The 16,801-nt window shown below is 60.2% G+C and carries 15 protein-coding genes; 9 read left to right on the top strand and 6 right to left on the bottom strand.

Features of this window, described 5'->3' with window-relative positions; genetic code table 11:
- Positions 1 to 15: 15 nt before the first annotated feature.
- Positions 16 to 687, top strand: a complete 672-nt coding sequence (locus GUC32_RS07115; RefSeq protein ID WP_021504273.1) for a heavy metal response regulator transcription factor — start codon at positions 16 to 18, stop codon at positions 685 to 687.
- Positions 684 to 2,102, top strand: a complete 1,419-nt coding sequence (locus GUC32_RS07120) for a heavy metal sensor histidine kinase (RefSeq protein ID WP_369435638.1) — start codon at positions 684 to 686, stop codon at positions 2,100 to 2,102. Before GUC32_RS07115 ends, GUC32_RS07120 begins: the two co-directional genes overlap by 4 nt.
- 13 nt (positions 2,103 to 2,115) lie before the next feature.
- Here the strand turns inward: GUC32_RS07120 and GUC32_RS07125 are convergent, their stop codons facing one another.
- Positions 2,116 to 3,582: an ATP-binding protein gene (locus GUC32_RS07125; RefSeq protein ID WP_149570218.1), complete on the bottom strand. Its 1,467-nt coding sequence runs from the start codon at positions 3,580 to 3,582 to the stop codon at positions 2,116 to 2,118.
- A gap of 3 nt (positions 3,583 to 3,585) precedes the next feature.
- On the bottom strand, positions 3,586 to 4,299 hold the full coding sequence (locus GUC32_RS07130; RefSeq protein WP_369435639.1) for a winged helix-turn-helix domain-containing protein: 714 nt from the start codon (positions 4,297 to 4,299) through the stop codon (positions 3,586 to 3,588).
- A gap of 150 nt (positions 4,300 to 4,449) precedes the next feature.
- On the opposite strand from GUC32_RS07130, the gene GUC32_RS07135 reads away from it, so the two are divergent.
- The 4 genes from GUC32_RS07135 to GUC32_RS07150 are packed head-to-tail and all read left to right on the top strand — an operon-like array spanning position 4,450 to position 6,720.
- Complete coding sequence (locus GUC32_RS07135) at positions 4,450 to 5,061, top strand: cytochrome b/b6 domain-containing protein (RefSeq protein ID WP_099816781.1); 612 nt, start codon at positions 4,450 to 4,452, stop codon at positions 5,059 to 5,061.
- Between the two features lie 10 nt (positions 5,062 to 5,071).
- The gene (locus GUC32_RS07140) at positions 5,072 to 5,848 is read left to right on the top strand and encodes a molybdopterin-dependent oxidoreductase (RefSeq protein ID WP_049295259.1); all 777 of its coding nucleotides are present in this window, start codon (positions 5,072 to 5,074) and stop codon (positions 5,846 to 5,848) included.
- Between the two features lie 59 nt (positions 5,849 to 5,907).
- A complete protein-coding gene (locus GUC32_RS07145) occupies positions 5,908 to 6,198 on the top strand; it encodes a pentapeptide MXKDX repeat protein (RefSeq protein WP_049203418.1) in 291 nt (96 codons plus the stop codon).
- 51 nt (positions 6,199 to 6,249) lie between these two features.
- Positions 6,250 to 6,720 carry a YkgB family protein gene (locus GUC32_RS07150; RefSeq protein ID WP_049203419.1) on the top strand — a complete coding sequence of 157 codons (471 nt, stop codon included), beginning with the start codon at positions 6,250 to 6,252 and terminating at the stop codon, positions 6,718 to 6,720.
- A gap of 44 nt (positions 6,721 to 6,764) precedes the next feature.
- On the opposite strand, the gene GUC32_RS07155 is transcribed toward GUC32_RS07150, so the two are convergent.
- A complete protein-coding gene (locus GUC32_RS07155) occupies positions 6,765 to 8,804 on the bottom strand; it encodes a choline transporter (protein WP_004939112.1) in 2,040 nt (679 codons plus the stop codon).
- 400 nt (positions 8,805 to 9,204) lie between these two features.
- On the opposite strand from GUC32_RS07155, the gene betI reads away from it, so the two are divergent.
- The 3 genes from betI (at position 9,205) to betA (ending at position 13,096) form a co-directional block, all read left to right on the top strand.
- The gene (gene betI / locus GUC32_RS07160; protein ID WP_025302109.1) at positions 9,205 to 9,807 is read left to right on the top strand and encodes a transcriptional regulator BetI; all 603 of its coding nucleotides are present in this window, start codon (positions 9,205 to 9,207) and stop codon (positions 9,805 to 9,807) included.
- Between the two features lie 14 nt (positions 9,808 to 9,821).
- Positions 9,822 to 11,294 carry a betaine-aldehyde dehydrogenase gene (gene betB, locus GUC32_RS07165; protein WP_025302110.1) on the top strand — a complete coding sequence of 491 codons (1,473 nt, stop codon included), beginning with the start codon at positions 9,822 to 9,824 and terminating at the stop codon, positions 11,292 to 11,294.
- 134 nt (positions 11,295 to 11,428) lie between these two features.
- Positions 11,429 to 13,096: a choline dehydrogenase gene (gene betA, locus GUC32_RS07170; RefSeq protein ID WP_049295261.1), complete on the top strand. Its 1,668-nt coding sequence runs from the start codon at positions 11,429 to 11,431 to the stop codon at positions 13,094 to 13,096.
- A 109-nt stretch (positions 13,097 to 13,205) separates the two neighbouring features.
- On the opposite strand, the gene GUC32_RS07175 is transcribed toward betA, so the two are convergent.
- The 3 genes from GUC32_RS07175 to GUC32_RS07185 form a co-directional block, all read right to left on the bottom strand.
- Entirely contained in the window at positions 13,206 to 14,831 is a 1,626-nt protein-coding gene (locus GUC32_RS07175) for an FMN-binding glutamate synthase family protein (RefSeq protein WP_313246187.1), read from the bottom strand.
- 186 nt (positions 14,832 to 15,017) lie between these two features.
- Positions 15,018 to 15,608 carry a LuxR family transcriptional regulator gene (locus tag GUC32_RS07180; protein WP_004939094.1) on the bottom strand — a complete coding sequence of 197 codons (591 nt, stop codon included), beginning with the start codon at positions 15,606 to 15,608 and terminating at the stop codon, positions 15,018 to 15,020.
- 21 nt (positions 15,609 to 15,629) lie between these two features.
- Positions 15,630 to 16,346 carry an EAL domain-containing protein gene (locus GUC32_RS07185; RefSeq protein ID WP_016928483.1) on the bottom strand — a complete coding sequence of 239 codons (717 nt, stop codon included), beginning with the start codon at positions 16,344 to 16,346 and terminating at the stop codon, positions 15,630 to 15,632.
- Positions 16,347 to 16,801: the final 455 nt, after the last annotated feature.

Raw genomic sequence — 16,801 nt, forward strand, 5'->3', positions numbered from 1 at the left:
AACGAGGTGGCAAGCATGCGAATACTGGTAGTTGAAGACGATATCGGCACAGGGGATTACCTGAAGAAAGGGCTGGGGGAAGCGGGCTACGGCGTCGATTTGGCGCGCACCGGCACCGACGGGCTGTTTCGCGCGTTGGAGCAGGACTACGATGCGATCGTGCTCGATGTGATGCTGCCGGGGCTGGACGGTTGGCAGATCATCGAGGTATTACGCAAGAAAAGCGACGTGCCAATCCTGTTTCTCACCGCCCGCGATGGCGTACAGGATCGCATTCACGGTCTGGAGCTGGGCGCGGACGACTATCTTATCAAGCCGTTCTCGTTCACCGAGCTGGTGCTGCGCTTACGCACCTTGCTGCGCCGCGGGCCGGCGCGCGAAGCCGATCATTATGCTATCGCCGATCTGCAGCTGGACGTGCTGCGCCGCCGGGCGGTGCGCCAGGATCAGGTGATCCCGTTGACCAACAAGGAATTCATGCTGCTGCACCTGCTGGTGCGGCGCGAGGGCGAAGTGCTGTCGCGTACGCAGATCGCCTCTCAGGTGTGGGACATGAATTTTGACAGCGACACCAATGTGGTTGACGTGGCGATCAAACGCCTGCGCGCCAAAATCGACCGGCCGTTCGACGTCAAGCTGATCCACAGCGTGCGCGGCATCGGCTATGTCTGCGAGCCACGCTCGTGAGCGGGCGCACGTCACGTCGGCCGGTGTCGCTGACGCTGCGCACCGCTACGCTGTTCGCGCTGGTGGCCGCGTTGGTGGTGAGCGGGACAGGCGGGTATCTGTTTAGCGCCATGCGCCAGGAAATGACGCTGCGCAGCGATCTGCAGGTGACCGGGCGCGTAGAGTATTTCCGCCATTTACTGGGGCAGCGCTTTCCTTTGGCGCGCCTGACCGCCAATAACGGCCTGTTTGAAAACATGCTGGGCAATGAACAGGACGTGCTGATTTTCCAAATCCCGGGGCAAAAACCGCTCATCAACGTGAACCCCGCCAGGGTGGCCCTGCCGTCGATCGCGCCGACGCCGCCTGAACAGGCGCAGACGCTGGCCGCCGTGCGTGGCGGAGAAACGGCGCAGGGGGTGCCGCTGCGCGCCGCTTCGGCGATGGTGCGTCTGGAAGACGGCAGCCTGTTGCAGATCTCCGCCGCGCATGTGATGGCCAACGAGCAGAAGATGCTGGCGCGTTACCTGTGGCGCATCGTCGCGGCGGTCGCGGTGGCTTTCCTGCTGATTGCGCTGCTGGGCTATGGGGTCATGCGGCGGGGATTGAAGCCGTTATGGCGCATGGCGGCGCAGGCGTCGCAGATTGCGCCCAATACGCTGTCGACACGCCTCAGCGAGCAGGGGGCGCCGAAGGAGTTGCAGCAGCTGACCCGTTCGTTCAATGCGATGCTCGATCGGTTGAATGAAGGCTATCAGCGGCTGACGCAATTTTCCGCCGATCTGGCCCATGAGATCCGCACGCCGGTAGGGGCGTTGATGGGCCAGTGCCAGGTGGCGCTTTACCAGCCCCGCAGCGTTGAGGAGTACGAAACCCTGCTGTCGAACAATATGGATGAGCTGGAGCGCATTTCCCGCATGGTGGAAAACATTCTGTTTCTGGCGCGCGCCGGCGAAGCGCAGTCTGCGCTGAACTACAGCCGCCTGGAGGTGGCGCTGGAGCTGCGGCGGGTGGCGGATTATTTCGAAGGGCTGGCGGAAGAGCGCGGCATTGCGTTGAGCTGCGAAGGGGAAGGCGCGCTGGAGGCGGACGCGATGTTGTTCCAGCGGGCGCTGAGCAACCTGGTGGCCAACGCGGTACGTTATGCCGACGAAAACAGCCTGATCGTCCTGCGGGCTGAACGGCGCGCCGATGCCTGGTGGGTGCAGGTCATCAATCAGGGGCCGGCGATCGCGCCGGCACAGTTGGAAAAACTGTTCGATCGTTTCTATCGCGCCGATCCCGCACGCAGCGCCGGCAATCATGCCAGTGGGCTGGGGCTGTCTATCGTGCGCGCCATCATGACGCTGCACGGCGGTGAGGTGCGCGCCGAATGTATCGGGCGCGCGCCTGTCGCCAGCATCCTCTTCAGCCTGCGGTTCCCGATCGCACAATAACCGTTGTGCCGTGTTAACGCGGCGGAATGGCGAAGCGGAAGCAGGCGCCGCTTTGCGCTTGTTCGATCAGCTGAATATCGCTGTCGTGCAGCTGCAGAATACGCCGCACGATCATCAACCCCAGTCCGCCGGAAGGGCGCCGGGCGCCGCTCAGAACAGACGGGCGCACGAACAGATCGGCGCGCAGCGTCTGCGGAATGCCGGGGCCGCTGTCGCTGACCTGGACCATGACCCGATCGTCCTGCCGCCACAGCCGCACGCCGATGTCGCCGCCGGGCGGCGTATGGCGAATGGCGTTGTCCAACAGGTTGGTCAGCACCCGCTCAATCATGCTGAGATCGGCGAACACCGGCGGAATGCCGGGAGCGATGTCGGCGTGCAGCCGCTGGTTGCGCGCCTCTGCCGCCAGCTCGAACTTCTGGAACACGTCCTGCAACAGCTCGCTGAGGGAGAAGGGCTCTTTCTGCGGCTTCACCACGCCATACTCTAATCGAGCCAGCTCGAACAGCTCCTGCGCCAGCTTGCCCACCTTGCGGCTTTGCGCCAGCGCGATCTCCAGATAGCGCCGCCGATCGGCTTCGCTCAGGGTGGCGGCCTTAACCGACAGCGTCTCCAGATAGCCATGCAGCGAAGTGAGCGGGGTGCGCAGATCGTGCGAGACGTTGGCGATGAATTCACGCCGCAGCCGATCCTGCTGCGCCAGCGTTTGCCACTGTTCGGCCAGGCGCTGCGCCATGCGGTGGAAGGCCTGTTGCAGCTGGCTGACTTCGTCGCGCCCGGCCCGTACCGCCGGCAGCGCCGCGTAGGCCTGCACCGCTTCGATGCCGCCGCTGTCCAGCGCGCTGACCTGCCGGGTCAGGCGACGGATCGGGCGCGTTACCCAATAAAACGCGAAACCGCCGGCCAGCAGGCTGAACAGCACCATCAACCCAGAAGTCCACAGCGCCATCCTGACCGCCGAGTTGAACTGGGCGTTGCTGGCCAGCGCCGTGTACTCTTCGCCGAGCAAGACCACGTACAGATAGCCTTCGACCCGGCCGTCGACCTTCAGCGGCGCGACGCTGAATACCTTGCGCCCGTCCGCGCTGCGCGGATCGTCGCCATACATCGGCATCTGCGCGCCATCGAGCAGCGCCTGCAGCGGCGCCAGCGCGACCCGCTGCCGCTTCAGATGCCCGGCCGGCGCGGCGTTGCCGATAATCGCGCCCTGTTTGTCGAGCAGGTAAACCTCCACGCTGGGGTTCACCGCCATCAGCTGGTCGAACAGGGTATGCACCGCCTGCGGATCCGGCCCGTTCACTCCCAGCAGCGGATTGCTGTCGGCGATATGTTGCGCCAGGTTGCCTGACAGGCGCTGGATCACCGCCTGGCTGTACTGGGTGCTGCTGCGTACCTGCATCCAGCCGGAAAAGGCGCAGCCGATGACGATCAGCAGCGTGAAGATCAGCGTGAGGCGTTGCGCTAACGTAAGGTTTTTCATGGCTCACTCATGCGGCGTGGCCGCGAATTTATAGCCCATGCCCCACACCGTGAGGATGCGCTCGGGTTCTGCCGGGTTGCGCTCGATCTTGATGCGCAGCCGGTTGATATGGGTGTTGACGGTGTGCTCATACCCTTCGTGATGATAGCCCCAAACCTGATTCAACAGGCTGAGGCGCGAGAACACCTGGCCCGGATGGCGGGCGAAAAAATACAGCAGGTCGAATTCGCGCGGCGTCAGCTCGACCGGTTGTTGGTGCAGGTGCACCTCGCGGGCGATGGGGTCGATGGTCAGATCGTTGAAGCTGAGCACGCCGGCGTCCATGCGCAGGTTACGGCTCATGGCCTCCTGGCGGCGAAACAGCGCCTTGACTCGTGCCACCAGCTCCAGCATGGAGAAGGGTTTGGCCAGATAGTCATCGGCGCCCAGCTCCAGCCCCAGCACTCGGTGCACCTCGCTGGAGCGCGCGCTGGTGATGATGATCGGTGTGTAGCGCGTCATGGTGCGCGCCCGGCGGCAAATCTCCAATCCGTCCACGCCCGGCAGCATCAGATCGAGGATGAGGGCATCCCAGCCGCCCTGTTCCAGCATCGCCATGCCCTGATTGCCGTCGGCGGCGTGGCTGATGGCGTAACCCTCGTCACGCAGATGCAGCTGCAGCAGCTCGGCGATGTCGCCGTCGTCCTCGACGATCAAAATTCGTTTTGGCTTGTCCATTCTCATTACCGCTGATTGCCCGATCCTCTCTGAAGTCTACACAACCCCCACCGGTGGAGTTATCACATTTTATTTAACTTTGCGTGAGGTCTTGGGGAACAAATCCGGGGAATACTCGACTCATCGCATCGTTAGCTGGCAGGAATCGTTATGAGCCTCACTCTCACTCCGGAACAACGACAGACCGTACATCCGCTGTGGCTGCGGTTGACGCATTGGCTGAATGCGCTGGCGATGCTGATCATGGTGACCAGCGGCTGGCGCATCTACAACGCTTCGCCGCTGTTCAACTTCAGCTTTTTCAACGAGCTGACGCTCGGGGGCTGGTTGGGCGGCGCGCTGCAGTGGCACTTTGCCGGCATGTGGCTGTTTGGCATCAACGGGCTGTGCTACCTGCTGCTGAACCTCACCAGCGGGCGCTTCAAACGCAAATATTGGCCGCTCAGCCCGAAGCAGTTTCTCGCCGATGTCGGCGCGGCGCTGCGCGGCAGGCTGCAGCACGCCGATCTGCGCCACTACAACATGGTACAGCGCGTGGCCTATCTGTCGGTGATGCTCCTCGGCGTGATAAGCGCGCTGTCCGGACTGGTGCTGTGGAAATCGGTGCAGTTTCCGCTGCTGCGCACGCTGCTCGGTGGCTATGAGGCGGCGCGTTATATCCACTTTTTCGCCATGTCGGCGCTGGTGGCCTTCGTCGCGATCCACCTGGTGATGGTGGCGCTGGTGCCGCGGACGCTGCTGGCTATGCTGCGCGGACGTTAAGGAGTTCACGATGAAAAAGGATAAACAGATCATGACGATCGGCGAAGGGCAGGCGATCGTCAAAGAAGCGCAGCGGCTGTTGAGCGCGCCTTCGCGCCGCCGCTTTTTGCGCAATGGTCTGACGCTGGGCGGCATCGCCATGCTCACCGGCTGCGATCTCAGCGACAACGCCAACGTCGAGCAGGCGCTAAGCCGCATGTCGCGCCTCAATGATCGGGTGCAGGGCTGGCTGTTCAACGGCGATCGCCTGGCGCCGGTCTACCCGGAATCGATGATCACCCGGCCGTTCCCGTTCAACGCCTTTTACGCCGAGGAGGACGCGCCGGATATCAACGGCGACGACTATCGGCTGGAAGTGGCGGGGTTGGTGCAGGACAAGCGCGCCTGGAGCCTGCCGCAGCTGCATCGGATGGCGCAGGTCAGCCAGGTGACGCGCCATATTTGCGTTGAGGGTTGGAGCGCCATCGGCAAGTGGGGCGGTGTGCCGTTCGCCACCTTTCTCAAGGCGATCGGCGCGGATCTGAGCGCCCGCTACGTCAGCTTCAAATGCGCCGATGACTACTACACCAGCATCGACATGGCCACCGCGCTGCATCCGCAGACGATTATCGCGCTGACCTACGACGGCCAGATCTTGCCGCGCAAGTACGGCTATCCGATGAAGCTGCGCATGCCGACCAAGCTGGGCTACAAGAATCCGAAGCACATTCAGGTGATCGAGGTCACCAACCACTTCCCGGGCGGTTACTGGGAAGATCAGGGTTACAACTGGTTTGGCGGCAGCTGAGGCGGCCGCCGGCCATTCTCCGGCACTCCGGTGCCTTTGACATGACGGAAGGAAATACCATGAAAAAGTTATTCGCAATGATGATGTGCAGCGCGCTGATGCTGGGTGTGGCCGGCGCCAACGCCGCGGACGGCATGAGCAAAGACGCGATGAAAAAGGACGGTATGAGCCAGATGTCGCACGACGGCATGGCGAAAGATGGGATGAAGAAAGAGTGCATGGGCAAGGCGTGCATGAAGAAAGACAAGATGGGGAAAGACGCCATGAAAAAGGATGGCATGGCGAAAGACGGTATGGCCAAAGACGGTATGAAGAAAGACGAGATGAAAAAGGATGCGATGGGGCACTAAGCCGCCTCACCCCGCGGCCGCAAGCGGCTGCGGGCAACATAAGGAGAGAGGATGATGCTGGCGACATGGCTGTGGCGCTTTCGGCGCTCGAACGGGGACGTTATCTTTATGCGTGCGGCGTTGGTGGTGATCTTCGCCGCCTTCGGCTACGCCAAATGGTTTGATTACGAAGCGCAGGGGTTAGTGCCTCTGATCGGTAACAGCCCGCTGCTGAGCTGGATGCATCAGGCGTTCGGCATTCGCGGCGCCAGTTATGCATTGGGCGTCGCCGAATGGAGCTTCGGTTTACTGTTGCTGGCGGGGTTCTGGTCGCGGCGGCTGGGTTTGCTGGGGGCGATCGGATCGACGGTGACCTACCTGACCACGCTGACGCTGATCTTTTCCACGCCGGGTGCCTGGGAGCCCTCCGCCGGCGGTTTTCCCGCCATGGCCGGGGCCACCAGTTTTTTAATTAAGGATCTGGTGTTGCTGGCCGGTTCCCTGGTGCTGCTGAAGGCCGATTTACCGGCTGAGCAGGCATAAAAAAGGGCGTAGCCTGGCTACGCCCTGTGGTTATTTCTCGGCCATCACATATCCGGGAAGGTCAGGGTGCCCCCCGGCGCCTCGCGATGAATGTGCAGGAAGTTCAGGTGCTTCTCGTACTGGTCGAGAATGTCACCAATCACCTGTTCCTTGCTGTAGTCCATCAGGTCGTTGCCCTGGGTGCCTTCCATCAGGAAGGTTTCCAGCCGGTAGTAGTGCGATTTACCGGAGCGGGCGCGGTAGGTGAAGCCCGGCACCGAGTAGCGCATCGGCCAGATCTGATAGATGAAGTTCTGTTCCTCGCCCAGGTGCACCAGCAGTTCCAGGTGGTTCAGGCGCTCGTCTTCGGTCGGCGGCACTTCGCTGAACTCCACTTTCGCGCCGCGCAACTCCAGCTCGCGCGCCACGTCCTGCATCGCCGGGCGGCAAACCTTATCCAGCATTTTCTGCGTGTACTGCGTGCCCGGGTAGTTCATCACCCGCGACAGACGCTGTTTCCAATTGAGCACATCGTGGCTGGAGACCGGCACCGGCGCCAGGGTGCTGAGCGCGCTGGCCTTGCGGTAGTCTTCCACCCGCAGCGATTTATACAGCCCGGCCATCACAAAGAAGATCACGAAGCTGAACGGCAGGCCCATGATCACCGTGGTTTTCTGCAGCGCCGGTACGCCGTCGGTCATCAGCATGCCGATCGTCAGCAGGCCGATGGCCACCGACCAGAAAATCCGCAGCCAGTTCGGTGCATCATTATTGATATCGGCCAGGCGCGAGGTGAAGTTACCCAGCACCAGCGAGCCAGAGTCCGCCGAGGTGACGTAGAACAGCAGGCCGGTGATGGTGGCCACCGAGGCGCTGAAGGTGAAGCCGGGGTATTGCGCCAGCAGGCTGTAGAAGCCGCGTTCCGGGAACTGCATCACTTCCTGAGCAAACTCGGCGTTGCCGTGGATGATCTGGTACAGCGCGCTGTTGCCGAAGATAGACAGCCACAGCAGGGTAAACACGAACGGTATGATCAGCGTGCCGACCACGAACTGGCGAATGGTGCGCCCGCGCGAGATGCGCGCCAGGAACAGGCCGACGAACGGCGACCACGCCACCCACCAGGCCCAGAAGAACAGCGTCCAGTTGTTCATCCACTCCACCGGCCGATCGAAGGCGAAGCTGTTGAGCGTCATGCCCATAAAGCGGTTGACGTAATCGCCGACGTTGAGCACCAGCGCGTTGAGCAGGAACTCGGTGTCGCCGAAGAACAGCACGAACAGGATCAGGCCCAGCGCCAGCAGCACGTTTAGCTCGGACAGGATGCGGATGCCCTTGTTGACGCCGGAAGTCACCGAGATGGTGGCCATAATCACCGACAGCAGGATCAGCGAGCCCTGCACCGTCAGGTTTTCTGGGATCTCGAACAGCACCTTAAGGCCGTAGTTGAGCTGCACCACGCCGATGCCCAGCGTGGTGGCGATGCCGAAGATGGTGCCGAGCACCGCGGCGATGTCCACGCTGTGGCCGATCGGGCCGTTGATGCGCTTACCGAAGATCGGGTACAGCGCCGAGCGGATGGTCAGCGGCAGATTGTAGCGATAGCTGAAGTAGCCGAGGGCGATGCCCATCAGCGCATACATCGACCAGCCGGTCAGGCCGTAGTGGAACAGCGTCCAGACCATCGCCTGGCGCGCGGCCTCCAGCGTTTGCGCGTCGCCTTCCGGCGGCATCATGTACTGGGTCACCGGCTCGGCGACCGAGAAGAACATCAGGTCGATGCCGATGCCGGCGGCGAACAGCATCGCCGCCCAACTCATCAGGCTGAACTCCGGTTTGGACTGTTCCGGCCCGAGCTTGATGGAACCGAAGCGCGAGGCGGCGATAAACACCACGAACACGATGTACAGCGTCGCCGCCAGCAGGTAGTACCAACCGAAGGTGGTCGACACCCAATTCAGCGTGCGGGTGATCCACTGCCCTGAGAAGTCGGTGAAAAAGATGGTCATCAGCGAGAAGGCCAGGATCAGCCCCGCCGAGGTGAAGAAAACCACAGGGTTGAGGCGGTCCTGCTGCGGTTTGGAGGAGGTTTCGCGTGTTGTCATCGTCATCCTCTGAACTGAGTAAAATCGTGCCGCTCCGCATTTCGGGGCGCGTTGGCGCCGCCGGAAAACGGGCGAATGAAGGCGGCGACCATCCCCATGGGAATGGCCTGAAAAACGCCGCTTTCGCCTGTTGCTGAAGCACCGGAGCGCTTCGTGGCGGGAACCGCTTACAGCCACTGATTTTGGTCAGATTCGTTAATTACCTCACAAAAATCAGCCAGTTCCACAACCAGATAGTACAAATTTTTAACCAGGCGGCAATAAAATATATGCAATTTTTATTGAACGTTCAATCAAAAAAAAGTTTAATAGTCCTCATGATGACCTGAATCACGGGCGAAACGGCAGTGAAATTTGCCCGCTGAGATAAGGCCGAAGTCGGTTTTGTGAGAGTCGAAATATGCCAAAGGTAGGAATGCAGCCAATCAGAAGGCAGCAGTTGATTGATGCCACGCTCGCCGCGGTAAACGAAGTGGGAATGCATGACGCCACCATCGCGCAGATCGCGCGGCGGGCCGGCGTTTCCAACGGCATCATCAGCCATTATTTCAAGGACAAGAACGGCCTGCTGGAAGCCACGATGCGCTATCTGATCAGCCATCTGGGCGAGGCGGTGAAGCTGCGGTTGCAGGCGCTGACCGATAACAGCCCGGCGGCGCGGCTGCAGGCGATCGTCGCCGGCAACTTCGACGACAGCCAGATCAACAGCGCGGCGATGAAGACCTGGCTGGCCTTTTGGGCCAGCAGCCTGCACCAGCCGCAGCTCAACCGGCTGCAACAGGTGAACGGCCGCCGGCTTTATTCCAACCTGTGCGCCGAGTTTCGCCGCGTTATGCCGCAGCCGCAGGCGCGGTTGGCGGCCAAGGGGCTGGCGGCACTGATCGATGGGCTGTGGCTGCGCAGCGCGCTGCGCGGCTCGGCGTTCAATCAGTCGCAGGCGTTGACGCTCACGACCGAATACATCACGTTCCAACTCCGGGGGCAAACGCCGCCCGGAGGCTAACTCAAGGAGATCCTATGTCCCGTTTTGGCTTGCAGAAGCTCTATATTCATGGCGCCTATGTAGACAGCACCGCTGGAAAAACCTTCAACGCCATTAACCCGGCGAACGGCGAAGTTCTGGCTGAAGTCCAGTCCGCCGGCGCTGAAGACGTCGATCGTGCGGTGGCCAGCGCGGCCAGCGGGCAGAAGGTGTGGGCGGCGATGACGGCGATGGCGCGTTCGCGCATCCTGCGTCGCGCGGTGGATATTCTGCGCGAGCGTAACGATGAACTGGCGGCGCTGGAAACGCTGGATACCGGCAAAGCGATGTCGGAAACCACCGCGGTGGATATCGTCACTGGCGCTGACGTGCTGGAGTACTACGCCGGCCTGATCCCGGCCATTGAAGGCGAGCAGATCCCGCTGCGCGACACTTCGTTCGTTTACACCCGCCGCGAACCGCTGGGCGTGGTGGCCGGCATCGGCGCCTGGAACTACCCGATTCAAATCGCGCTGTGGAAGTCCGCGCCGGCGCTGGCGGCGGGTAACGCGATGATCTTCAAGCCGAGTGAAGTTACGTCGTTGACGGCGTTGAAGCTGGCGGAAATCTACACCGAAGCCGGCCTGCCGGACGGCGTGTTCAACGTGGTGACCGGCAGCGGTGCGGAGGTGGGGCAGTACCTGACCGATCATCCGGGCATTGCCAAAGTCTCTTTCACCGGCGGGGTGAAAACCGGCAAGAAGGTGATGGCCAACGCGTCGGGTTCGACGCTGAAGGAAGTCACCATGGAGCTGGGCGGCAAGTCGCCGCTGATTATCTTCGACGACGCCGATCTGGATCGCGCCGCCGATATCGCCATGATGGCCAACTTCTACAGCTCCGGCCAGGTGTGCACCAACGGCACCCGCGTCTTTGTGCCGGCGGCGCTGCAGGCGCAGTTTGAGGCGAAGATCCTCGAACGCGTGAAGCGCATTCGCCTCGGCGATCCGACCGATCCGCAGACCAACTTCGGGCCGCTGGTCAGCTTCGCGCACATGGAGTCGGTGCTGCGCTTTATCGAAAGCGGCAAGAACAGCGGCGCGCGCCTGCTGTGCGGCGGCGAACGCGTCACCCATGGCGAATTCGGCAAGGGCGCTTATGTGGCGCCGACGGTATTCAGCGACTGCCGCGACGAGATGGAAATCGTGCGCGAGGAGATCTTCGGGCCGGTGATGAGCATTCTCAGCTACCAGAGTGAAGAGGAAGTGGTGCGCCGCGCCAATGATACCACCTTCGGCCTGGCCGCGGGTGTGGTGACCCACGATCTGGCCCGCGCACACCGCGTGATTCATCAGTTGGAAGCCGGCATTTGCTGGATCAACACCTGGGGCGAGTCGGCGGCGGAAATGCCGGTCGGCGGCTATAAGCAGTCCGGCGTCGGCCGCGAAAACGGCCTGACCACGCTGGAGCACTACACCCAGATCAAATCGGTGCAGGTCGAGCTGGGCGAATACGCCTCGGTATTCTGATCTTCCCGTCGCCTTTCGAGCCGCAGCCGCGTTGGCTGCGGCCGACACTCCTCGAGAGCCAAATACACCGCCTGCTGCGGATCAGCGCTTCGCGTTTTCGCATCGTGCAGGCCTATAAAGTAAGGAGATAATGAATGGAATTTGACTACATCATTATCGGTGCCGGTTCCGCCGGCAACGTGTTAGCCACCCGATTGACCGAGGACGCCGACGTCAGCGTGCTGCTGCTGGAAGCCGGCGGCCCGGATTACCGGATGGATTTCCGTACTCAGATGCCGGCTGCGCTGGCGTTTCCGCTGCAGGGCCGCCGCTATAACTGGGCGTATGAAACCGATCCTGAGCCGCACATGAACAACCGCCGGATGGAATGCGGCCGCGGCAAAGGGCTGGGCGGTTCGTCCCTGATCAACGGCATGTGTTATATTCGCGGCAACGCGATGGATTTCGACAACTGGGCCAAGGCGCCGGGTCTGGAAGACTGGACCTATCTGGACTGCCTGCCGTATTTCCGCAAGGCGGAAACGCGCGATATCGGCCCGAACGATTACCACGGCGGCGATGGCCCGGTGAGCGTCACCACGCCGAAGGCCGGTAACAACGAACTGTTCCACGCGATGGTGGAAGCCGGCGTGCAGGCGGGCTACCCGCGCACCGACGATCTGAACGGTTACCAGCAGGAAGGCTTCGGCCCGATGGATCGCACCGTGACCCCGAAAGGGCGCCGCGCTAGCACCGCCCGCGGTTATCTGGATCAGGCGCGTTCGCGGCCGAACCTGAAAATCGTCACCCATGCGCTGACCGACCATATCGTGTTCGACGGCAAGCGTGCGGTGGGCGTCAAGTATTTGCAGGGCGACAGCAATCAGCTGACTCACGCCACAGCGCGCCGCGAAGTGCTGCTGTGCGCCGGCGCCATCGCCTCGCCGCAAATTCTGCAGCGTTCGGGCGTCGGCCCGGCGGCGCTGCTGAAAAGCCTGGACATCAACGTGGTGCACGATCTGCCGGGCGTCGGGGAAAACCTGCAGGACCACCTGGAGATGTACCTGCAATACGCCTGTAAGAAACCGGTATCGCTGTACCCGGCGCTGCAATGGTTTAACCAGCCGAAGATCGGCGCGGAATGGCTGTTCAACGGCACCGGCGTCGGCGCCAGCAACCAGTTCGAGGCCGGCGGCTTCATCCGCAGCCGCGCAGAGTTCGCCTGGCCGAACATTCAGTATCACTTCCTGCCGGTGGCGATTAACTATAACGGCAGCAACGCGGTGAAAGAGCACGGCTTCCAGGCGCACGTCGGCTCGATGCGTTCGCCGAGCCGCGGCCGGGTGCAGGTGAAATCGAAAGATCCGCGTCAGCACCCGAGCATTCTGTTCAACTACATGGCGACTGAACAGGATTGGCAGGAGTTCCGCGACGCTATCCGCATCACGCGCGAAATCATGGCGCAGCCGGCCCTGGACGAATACCGCGGCCGCGAGATAAGCCCAGGGCCGGACGTGCAGACCGACGAACAGCTGGACGCCTTTGTGCGCGAGCACGCCGAAACCGCCTTCCACCCGTCCTGCTCGTGCAAGATGGGCGAGGATGAGATGGCGGTGGTCGACGGCCAGGGCCGGGTGCACGGCATGGAAGGATTGCGGGTGGTGGATGCGTCGATTATGCCGCTGATCATCACCGGCAACCTGAACGCCACCACCATCATGATCGCCGAGAAGATCGCCGATCGCATTCGCCAGCGTGCGCCGCTGCCGCGTAGCACCGCCGACTACTACGTCGCCGGCGATGCGCCGGTGCGCAAGCAGTAACCGACACGCCCTCTCGCCGTTGAGGGGGAGGGCCGCCGTAGCAAGCAACCCCTCTCCATATGCTCTTCCCCAAGGCGAGGGGGCAACTCTCTTTTTATCCCTTATCCCATCATGCCGCCGGCAGCGAGATCGCCTGATCGAAACTGTTGGGCGTCGCCATGCGCCACATGCGGGCGTAGAACTCGCTTTTGATCTCCGGCTGCAGCAGCGCGCCCGGCTCCAGGTAGTAATAGATATCGGCGTATACCTTGATCTCGGTCGGTGTGATGCGGCGCAGCATATGGTGCGAGGTCAGCTGCTCCGGGCGGCTGACGCCGGCCGCCGCCAGCATGTCCGCCAGCGCTTTCACCGTATTTTGATGGAAGTGATAGACGCGCTCCGCCTTGTTCGGCACCACCAACGCCTTCTGACGCAGCGGATCTTGCGTCGCGACGCCGGTCGGGCAGTGGTTGGTGTGGCAGCTTTGCGACTGGATGCAGCCGACGGCGAACATAAAGCCGCGCGCCGAGTTCACCCAGTCGGCGCCGAGCACCAGTACGCTGGCGATGTCAAAGGCGCTGATGATCTTGCCGCTGGCGCCAATCTTGATTTGGTCGCGCAGGCCGCAGCCCACCAGCGTGTTATGCACGAACAGCAGCCCTTCGCGCAGCGGCATACCCATATAGTTGGAGAGTTCGAGCGGCGCGGCGCCGGTGCCGCCTTCCTTGCCGTCCACCACGATAAAGTCCGGCAGAATGCGGGTGTGCAGCATCGCCTTGACGATGGCGACGAACTCCCACGGGTGGCCGATGCACAGCTTGAAACCGACCGGTTTGCCGCCTGACAGCTCGCGCAACTGCTGGATGAAATGCATCATTTCCAGCGGGGTGGTGAAGGCGCTGTGCGAAGCCGGCGAGATGCAATCGACGCCTTCCGGCACGCCGCGGGTGGCGGCGATTTCCGCATCCACCTTTTTTGCCGGCAGAATGCCGCCGTGGCCCGGTTTGGCGCCCTGGCTGAGCTTGATTTCAATCATTTTCACCTGCGGGCTTTGCGCCTGTTCGGCAAAGCGGCGCGGATCGAAATGGCCGTCGGCGGTGCGGCAGCCGAAATAGCCGCTGCCCAGCTCCCACACCAAATCGCCTTTGTTTTCGCGGTGATAGCGGCTGATGCTGCCCTCGCCGGTGTCGTGGTAGAAGTTGCCTTTGGCCGCGCCGAGGTTGAGCGCGCGGATGGCGTTGGCGGAGAGCGCGCCGAAGCTCATCGCCGAAATGTTGAAGATTGACGCGGAGTAGGGCTGGCGGCAGTCGGCGCCGCCGATGGTGACGCGAAAACTGGTCGGATCGGCGGCTTCCACCGGCCGCATGGAATGGCCGATGCACTCATAGCCGGTTTGGTACACATCCAGCAGGGTGCCGAACGGCTTGTCGCCCATCTCGTTTTTCGCTCGGCGATACACCAGCGTGCGCTGGGTGCGCGAAAACGGGATTTCTTCATTGTCCTGCTCGAGGAAATACTGGCGCAGTTCCGGGCGGATGAACTCGAAGAAGAAGCGCAAGCGGCCGATGATCGGGTAGTTGCGGCAAATGGCGTGGCGTTGCTGCGTGAGATCGTAGATACCCAGCACCATCAGGCAACCGCAGGCCAGGGCCGGCAGCCAGAACCACGGATGATTGTGCATCATGATCAAGAAAACCAGGGTGAGCAAGATGCTCAGCACAAAGCAGGTATAGCGGCTGAATAAGGACGACTTCATAACATCTCCTGATGTTTATTTTAATCCACACGACATGACTCACGGATAATCCGTGTGCAAATCGTAACCAACAGGAGGGGATGTTGTGTGTCTGTTGCTGCTTTGTCGCCAGTTGTTACATTAATTTAACGTGACGGAAGGGGGGGCGGGTTGCCGCGCGGCGAACCGCGCAACAAGCCTGGGTATTTATTTGCCGGCGACGAAGATGGTGCTCATGCTGCGCAGCCGCAGTTTTTTCATCGCGCTGTATTTCTGCGAGAAGATGGTTTTCGGGTGCGTGCCGCGCTTTTCCGCAATGTGCAGCAGGCTGTCGCCACGCAGCAGGTTGAAGATCACGTCGCTTTCCGCCGGACTGAGCTCGCGGGTTTTCTGCACCCGGATACCGCCCGGTTCCTTGCTTTCCAGCAGCCGCTGGATTTTTTCCTGCAGCGAATAAAGCGGAATGCGGGTGGAGACCAACTCGACGGAAATCCCCAGGATCGACAACAGTTTCACTACCCGCTCGTCGTCATAAAACACCAGCAGGCGCGTCTTGCTGTTGTACTGCTGATGCAGGGACACCAGGCTTTCGATCACGTTGACGCTCTGTTCCAGGTTTTGCGAGGTGAAAATCAGCGCAATATCGTGCTTGGTGATCTTCTCTGCTTTGGCGCCGCCGTGCATGAAATCGGAAAACAGGCGGATATCGTACGCGCCGTAGTGTTTCTTTAGCAGCACCGACAGGCCAACATAGCTGTACTTACACTCACTAATCACAAGAACGTTGTTTTTAGACATAGGGCAAACACCAATACCGAGTTAAAAGTATTCAGCTGTAAGAAGCGAGTTCAAATCCTTGATGCTGGATTCCTTCCACAGCTTTCCCTGCAGTGCGTAATATGGCATTTCATCCAGCCATTTCTTGTGTTCGGGAGTTTCAACTCCTTCGATAATTACCTTGTAATGATTAAGGTAAAAAAAGCGCAGTAACGCGCGCATCAAGCCCTCGCCGCCGGACTTTTTCATGAAGTCCCAAAGCAGAAAACGGTCGAGCTTAACGAAGCGGAACTGGCTGTTGTACAACGCGGAAAAACCCGCATAGCCAGAACCAAAATCATCGAGCCAAAATGAATAACTATTCAATGACGGATCGCCGTGCACGCGATCTTTCACCAGCCGGGTTGAATTCTCGCTGATCTCAAAATGAATACAGCGCAGGGCATTAATTCTTTCGGCAAAGTGAGTATTCGCCAGCGATTGCAGGGAATAATCGTCAACATTCAAAGTGGCTATCACTTGGTTTTCATGAAACCAGTGTTTGTATTTATCGATCAGATTGATCTGATCCATCAAAATCTCAATCCGGGTTGCGCTGTCGGCGTGACGAAAGAACTGTTCAGGAGAAAAATGGGCGTATTCGCTATTAAACGTAAAGCGAGACAGACATTCAACGGCCAGCAATTGTCCCGATTTCGCGAACATTGGCTGAAAAACATAATTAATGCCGTTATTTTTCTCTCTGAAAGAACCGCTCATTTCCCAATCCTTGGATTGATATTTAACTTGTTGATTTTAAATGCTTAAAAAGAAAGTTACTCCAGGTTTATTGGTAAATTTCTTATTTAAAACGTCAGAATGGCCGAAGCGTGTCGACAGACCATTTAACGCGTAATTCGTGCCAAATTCCAAACGTCGCAATTTGTTACTAAATGTAAATATTCGGGATAATATTCTGATTTTCAGGCCTTAATGCAAAATCTTGAACTCTGCAGCTTTCCCAAACACAGATTATTCCTATTCATATGAATCGTCAACATCGATCGATAGGTATCCGCCGATAGTTTATTCCTATCAAGAGGGGCCTTATGAATGTTTTAAACGATTTAACATTAAGAATATGCTTAGTCTATATTTCGTCCGGCAATGAGTTCATCGAGGCAACGCTCCTTTTCAGCAAGGGAGTGCTATCGCTGAGTGTATGCTCAGTGGCG

This window comes from Serratia sp. NGAS9 (assembly GCF_009905295.1).
Lineage (GTDB): Bacteria > Pseudomonadota > Gammaproteobacteria > Enterobacterales > Enterobacteriaceae > Serratia > Serratia bockelmannii.

What these genes read in the sequence shown, in the direction of transcription:
- GUC32_RS07180 (WP_004939094.1), bottom strand. Translation starts at nt 15,608, where the DNA reads ATGTCTAAAAACAACGTTCTTGTGATTAGTGAGTGTAAGTACAGCTAT.
- GUC32_RS07135 (WP_099816781.1), top strand. Translation starts at nt 4,450, where the DNA reads ATGAGCCTCACTCTCACTCCGGAACAACGACAGACCGTACATCCGCTG.
- betI (WP_025302109.1), top strand. Translation starts at nt 9,205, where the DNA reads ATGCCAAAGGTAGGAATGCAGCCAATCAGAAGGCAGCAGTTGATTGAT.
- GUC32_RS07125 (WP_149570218.1), bottom strand. Translation starts at nt 3,582, where the DNA reads ATGAAAAACCTTACGTTAGCGCAACGCCTCACGCTGATCTTCACGCTG.
- GUC32_RS07185 (WP_016928483.1), bottom strand. Translation starts at nt 16,346, where the DNA reads ATGAGCGGTTCTTTCAGAGAGAAAAATAACGGCATTAATTATGTTTTT.
- GUC32_RS07150 (WP_049203419.1), top strand. Translation starts at nt 6,250, where the DNA reads ATGATGCTGGCGACATGGCTGTGGCGCTTTCGGCGCTCGAACGGGGAC.
- betA (WP_049295261.1), top strand. Translation starts at nt 11,429, where the DNA reads ATGGAATTTGACTACATCATTATCGGTGCCGGTTCCGCCGGCAACGTG.
- betB (WP_025302110.1), top strand. Translation starts at nt 9,822, where the DNA reads ATGTCCCGTTTTGGCTTGCAGAAGCTCTATATTCATGGCGCCTATGTA.
- GUC32_RS07115 (WP_021504273.1), top strand. Translation starts at nt 16, where the DNA reads ATGCGAATACTGGTAGTTGAAGACGATATCGGCACAGGGGATTACCTG.
- GUC32_RS07130 (WP_369435639.1), bottom strand. Translation starts at nt 4,299, where the DNA reads ATGGACAAGCCAAAACGAATTTTGATCGTCGAGGACGACGGCGACATC.
- GUC32_RS07155 (WP_004939112.1), bottom strand. Translation starts at nt 8,804, where the DNA reads ATGACAACACGCGAAACCTCCTCCAAACCGCAGCAGGACCGCCTCAAC.
- GUC32_RS07140 (WP_049295259.1), top strand. Translation starts at nt 5,072, where the DNA reads ATGAAAAAGGATAAACAGATCATGACGATCGGCGAAGGGCAGGCGATC.
- GUC32_RS07175 (WP_313246187.1), bottom strand. Translation starts at nt 14,831, where the DNA reads ATGAAGTCGTCCTTATTCAGCCGCTATACCTGCTTTGTGCTGAGCATC.
- GUC32_RS07145 (WP_049203418.1), top strand. Translation starts at nt 5,908, where the DNA reads ATGAAAAAGTTATTCGCAATGATGATGTGCAGCGCGCTGATGCTGGGT.